The organism is Pedobacter sp. 01N416, assembly GCF_056399685.1.
In genome coordinates this window covers 1-5,411 of the sequence record NZ_JBFTRT010000342.1, presented here as the reverse complement: position 1 = coordinate 5,411, position 5,411 = coordinate 1, and the positions used below count along the sequence as shown (strand labels likewise).

General features: G+C 36.7%; 5 protein-coding genes and 1 pseudogene. 2 read left to right on the top strand and 4 right to left on the bottom strand.

What is annotated here, in order from left to right:
* Together AC1DND_RS18160 and bioD are read left to right on the top strand one after the other, a co-directional pair.
* A partial coding sequence (locus AC1DND_RS18160) for an aminotransferase class I/II-fold pyridoxal phosphate-dependent enzyme (RefSeq protein WP_477583745.1) occupies window positions 1-743 on the top strand: 743 nt, incomplete at its 5' end.
* Window positions 744-1,352, top strand: a complete 609-nt coding sequence (bioD, locus tag AC1DND_RS18155) for a dethiobiotin synthase (protein WP_477583743.1) — start codon at window positions 744-746, stop codon at window positions 1,350-1,352.
* A gap of 207 nt (window positions 1,353-1,559) precedes the next feature.
* Here the strand turns inward: bioD and AC1DND_RS18150 are convergent, their stop codons facing one another.
* The 4 genes and pseudogenes from AC1DND_RS18150 to AC1DND_RS18135 form a co-directional block, all read right to left on the bottom strand.
* Entirely contained in the window at window positions 1,560-2,255 is a 696-nt protein-coding gene (locus tag AC1DND_RS18150; RefSeq protein WP_477583741.1) for a GDSL-type esterase/lipase family protein, read from the bottom strand.
* 27 nt (window positions 2,256-2,282) lie between these two features.
* The gene (locus AC1DND_RS18145; protein WP_477583740.1) at window positions 2,283-3,182 is read right to left on the bottom strand and encodes a glycerophosphodiester phosphodiesterase family protein; all 900 of its coding nucleotides are present in this window, start codon (window positions 3,180-3,182) and stop codon (window positions 2,283-2,285) included.
* Window positions 3,183-3,327: 145 nt separating this feature from the next.
* Window positions 3,328-4,734: a calcineurin-like phosphoesterase C-terminal domain-containing protein gene (locus tag AC1DND_RS18140; protein WP_477583738.1), complete on the bottom strand. Its 1,407-nt coding sequence runs from the start codon at window positions 4,732-4,734 to the stop codon at window positions 3,328-3,330.
* 96 nt (window positions 4,735-4,830) lie between these two features.
* Window positions 4,831-5,411, bottom strand: a pseudogene (locus tag AC1DND_RS18135) (DUF5689 domain-containing protein); the annotation flags it as partial.

The window sequence follows — 5,411 nt, the reverse complement described above, 5'->3', positions numbered from 1 at the left end:
GTATTATAGATGGCTGTAGGTTAAGTCATGCTACACGTTATAAATTTCTTCATAACGATATAAACGATCTTGAAACTAAACTGAAACTGGCAAAAGGAAACATATTTGTGGTGGTAGAAAGTGTTTATTCTATGGATGGAGATATTGCACCATTAATAGACGTGTCTAACCTTTGCGAACGCTACCAGGCCAACCTGATTGTAGATGAAGCTCATGCTACGGGAGTTTTTGGTGCAAGTGGCAGCGGATTAATCAGCCAGCTTAACCTGACCAGTAAAGTATTTGCACGAATTGTAACCTTTGGAAAAGCCTTAGGCGTACACGGAGCCATTATTTTAGGAAGTAAAAACTTACGCCATTACCTTATTAATTTTGCAAGATCGTTCATTTACACCACAGCTGCTCCCATTCATAATATAGTTGCAGTTAGATCGGCATACCAACACTTAAATAAAATTGATCATCAGCTGATTCATCAAAAAATTGCATTGTTTAGAAAAATGTTAAAAGAGCAAAACATTAGTGCACTTGATAGCAAAAGTACTATTCAGGGTATTTTGTTTTCATCAAATCAAGCGACTAAACTGGCCGCTACGGCACTGCAAAGCAAAGGTTTTGATGTACGGGCAATATTAAGCCCAACAGTAGCTTTGAGCAAAGAACGGCTCAGAATCTGTCTTCACAACTTTAATACCGACGAGGAAATTATTTCGTTGGTTAACCATCTTAAAGAATTGAATTAAATGGCTAAATATTTTATCACAGGCATTGGAACAGGTATCGGAAAAACATTAATCAGTGCCATTTTAACCGAAAAACTAAAAGCAGATTATTGGAAACCAATCCAATCGGGAGATTTAGATACCAGCGATAGCATAACATTAGGTAGTTTAATAAGCAATACGCAAACCGTTATCCACCCGGAAAGCTACAGATTAACACAACCCCTATCACCGCATTTATCAGCGAGATTAGATGGTATTGAGATTGATCTGAACAAAATCAATATGCCTTTAACGGAGAACAATTTGATTATTGAAGGTGCTGGGGGTTTAATGGTACCCTTAAACGAAAAAGAGCTGATTATCGACCTGATCAAAAAGTTGAATGTTGAAGTGATACTGGTTTCACAAAATTATTTAGGCAGCATTAACCATACACTTTTATCCGTCAATCTGCTTAAACAATACGAAATTCCGGTTAAAGGCATCATTTTTAATGGTAACGAGAATGTGGAAACGGAAAGATATATCCAGCAATATACCAAAATAAAAAAGCTAGGCAATATACCTAGCTTCAACAATATCGATAAAGAAAAAGTGCTGACTGCCGGTCAGGAGCTTTTCCTTTAATTGGTTTCGAAAAAACAAAATTATCTCTACCAATTACATATTCTAAAAATCTGGCGTCATTCCCGCGCAGGCGGGAATCTTAAAACATATTGCATTAAGATTATTCATAAGTTTTCCTTTTTTTGGAGGCATTCATGAGCACTCCGTGGTTCCCAATCAAGTTGGGAATGACGCACCGCCGAAGCCTATTGCTGCAGACTCAAGTATTTATTTCTCAGTTAAATAACCAGACTTTTTAAGAAAATCGGCCCAAACCTGGTATCCTGCCGGAATAAGGTGTAAACCATCTTTGGTAAGTTCTGCTCTTAAGTGTTTGTCCTGATCGGTAAAATTTGGATACAGATCGATAACCGTTACATTTTTAGCCGTAAATTTTCTGATTTCATCATTTAACCAAAGAATATGTTCGTCTTTGCCATAATGGTTTTTAAATTTTTCGAAAGCACTGTTTACTGGTAAAAGCGTATTGAAATAGATGTGTGTTTTCTTAGAACCTTTTCTGATTCTGGCAATCATTGTTTTATAATTTCTTAAGATCACACTATCTGGAATATTCCGGGAGATATCATTTATACCAATCAGGATAAAAACCTTTGTCGGTTTGCCATCAATTACATCTTGTAAACGCTCTAAAACACCAAAAGTAATATCGCCAGAAATTCCCCTGTTTTTTGCCTGTGGCAGATCTAAAAGTTTAGCCCAATCCGTGCCAGCTGTAATGCTGTTACCCAAAAAGACAAAATCTGTTTTAGATTTTGGATCGGCTTTAAACTTCGCTACCTGCTCAACATATTTCCCAGGACGGTAAGTGCTGTCCCATTTAACTACCTGAGCCGTAGCTGCTGTAAAACTCAGTGTAAATACAACAACGGTTACCAATAACTTGTTAAAAAGTGCTTTCATATTATACTTTTATAAAGGCCTAAAATACTATTTTGCCTGAACTAAAATATCCGGATAATCAGAAATAATACCATCAACATTTAAGGCTTTTAATTTCTGAATATCGGCTAAGGTATTGGCAGTCCAGGGAATGATTTTTACACCATCAGCATGTGCTTTTTTAACCAATTCTTCATTCACCATTTGCCAAACCGGACTTAAAATAAAGGGTTTATAACCTAAATCGGCAATATTTTCTTCATATGTTTTTTTATTGGCAACCAAAAAAGAGGTTTTTATTTTAGGATACTTTTCGTGAATAATCTGGATCGTCCTTTTATCAAAAGATTGGATTACTACAAAATCAGCGATTTTTTTCTTTAAAATTACATCCATTAAAAGTTTAACAAACTCTTCGGGTTTAGGGTTGGTAATCCCATCTTCTTTTTCGTTACATTTAGTTTCTATGTTATAAAAAAACTGCATGCGCTTATTTGCCTTAATATCGTGCTGAACCGCATCTACTAGGTCAGAAAGTAATGGAAGATATGTTTTTTCTTTTTTCTGCTGAGGAAATTGCTCATAATACTTGGTACCCAGATCAAACTGTTTAATTTCAGCGTAGTTCATTCCAAAAATCGGATATTTCTTAGCATCTGTTATCGGAATATCTTTCCCTTCTGGTGTAAGCATAAATGCCGGACTTAGATAATCATCGTGCGTTACTACCACTTTACGGTCTTTAGAGATATGGGTATCCATTTCCAAAGTAGTAATTCCTTCTATTTTCATGGCGTTTAACATCGCCAAAATGGTGTTTTCGGGCATAAGCCCCCTTCCGCCACGATGTGCTTCTGCGCTAAATACCGGAAATTTAACTTCCTGACTAAATGATTTAACTGCAAATGCAGACAAGAAAATAAAAATTGCTGTTGTATTAAGTTTCATATTTAGAAGGGATTTTATAGTGGCGTCAGCTGTTACCATCTGACACTATTAATCTATAATTGGTTTAGCTTTTAAAATTAATAATCTGTCAGATGGTAACATCTGACAGCACAGGATCCGACAGCACGGAACAGATATAAGGATGTTAAGCATTAATTTCCGCCTCAAATTTTTCTCCGAAGCGGTCGGTGGCCACAACCTTTACTTTTTTAACCGATGGTTCGAAATGTGCCATAAACAAATGATCTGTTGATCTTGGTTCCACAAATGGTCGCGGATTTGGCAGTTTATCACCTTTGTACAATTTAAGGGCTAAAGGGTCAAATCCATCTTGTTGAGCTAACAAGCCCATTGGTTTGCCGTCAAGGAAATATTCTACTTTCCATTCAGGATCATAATTCCAAACGTTGGCAATTAATCTTTTCTGATTCGTTAAGGTATCTACATAAATATCAAGCTGTTCTTTCCTATCTCTTCCGGTAGATTTATAGTACCATTTCAAATTGGTTCCATCTACTTCGTAAACGCCGTAGCCACGTGGTGTACCATCCTCGCAAATGGGGCCTGTCCACCAGCCACCACAAACAGTACCATGGTTATGTTCGTAAATGCCGTTCTTGATTACATTTTTATTAAAATGCGTATGTCCTGACATGATATGAACATTTTTGAAATCTTTTAATACGGCATAAAAATCATTGTTATTTTTAACTGCATTATGTACCGGAATATGGAGGCAGATAATCAGCAATGCATCTTTAGGCACCAGCTGCAGATCTTTGGCTAGCCATTCTAACTGCGTTGGGGTGATGTACCCATCGTAAGTTCTTTCTACCCCCAAATAACGTACATCATCTAAAACCACATAATGAGCCTTACCTCTGTTAAAAGAGTAATAAGTTGGGCCATAATGTGCTTGAAAAGTGCGGTCAGAGGTATCATCTCCTCCTTGCCTGTAATCCTGATCATGATTTCCTAATGCCTGGAAAAATGGAATCCCGATTTTGGCAATAGCCTCATCATATGCAGGAAAAAGATCAAAATTATCCCAAACTAAATCACCGACGCCGATGCCATGAACTGGTGTTTTCCCCATTGCTTTTACCACTTCTCTTGTATCAGGAACCGAGGTTTCCATCATCTGCGCGACATCTTTCTTATTCTTCACCTGAGGATCGGCCCAAATGATAAAATTATGTTTGTTATCATTTTGTTTTAGCGGCTTAAGATCGAAGTTTAATTTACCTGCTGTATCTGGTTTATAATAATGGCGTGCGATACTGCTCTCAGTTTTAAACTCATAACCAGAAGGTGTGCTTATCCAAACAAAACGGGCAAGCTCATGGAGTTTAATTTCATAGTTTCCGTTTTTATCGGTCTGCACCACACTGTAACCATCAGAAATCACTACTCCTGAAATAGCTTTTCCTTTACTTAATATCCTACCAGAAATTTTGTTTTCTAATAGCGATGAAAAAGAAAAAGCTTTGATACTAACGAATAGCGTTGTACCTAAGAGTGCAGATTTTTGAATAAAGGATCTTCTATTCATTGTGAATGATTTTTTATTTACTGCGGAAGAATATAAAATAATTTCTTCCGCAGATGACAAAGATTTTTATAGATATTTTTAACTTTTTATAATTTATTATCTTATTTCAGTTGCGTTAGCAGGCTCAATATCTGTGAGTGCTGAGGTTTTAGTTAAAAGAATTGGAGTTTGCGTTCTTGCTTTTACCCATTTATTTAATTTTGTATCATAAGCACCGCCTAAAAGGTAGAAATAGCCTAAATCTGCAGTTAAATAGGTTAACGATTGTGTATTTGTACCTGCCCTGTAAAAAGGTTGAGGAACTAAATTTTGAGGATTAATGACATCGTAAATATCAGTATTACCAATTCTGTAACCTCCACCATAATTAGGGGCACCGCCAGATTGATATAAAAGCCCGCCAGTACTAACCCACAATACATCGATAGGTACAGTAGCTCCGGTAACCTCAATACCTCTAAATACTGCCATTCCGAATGCATTACCACTATTTGCCATTAAACCAGTGGTGGCATTACCAGTTACTGTACTAGCTGAGTTAAAACGATCGCTCACCTTATTATAATCTAATGCCCTAATCCATTTTGATGAGGCAATTGATGTAGAATTAGCGCCGTTAATTAATTTATTTATACCACCAACATAAAAAAATTCGCCTTTGCTTACAGTGCCAGAAG

Coding starts and splice junctions, on each gene's coding strand:
- bioD (WP_477583743.1), top strand. CDS start 744: ATGGCTAAATATTTTATCACAGGCATTGGAACAGGTATCGGAAAAACA.
- AC1DND_RS18145 (WP_477583740.1), bottom strand. CDS start 3,182: ATGAAACTTAATACAACAGCAATTTTTATTTTCTTGTCTGCATTTGCA.
- AC1DND_RS18150 (WP_477583741.1), bottom strand. CDS start 2,255: ATGAAAGCACTTTTTAACAAGTTATTGGTAACCGTTGTTGTATTTACA.
- AC1DND_RS18140 (WP_477583738.1), bottom strand. CDS start 4,734: ATGAATAGAAGATCCTTTATTCAAAAATCTGCACTCTTAGGTACAACG.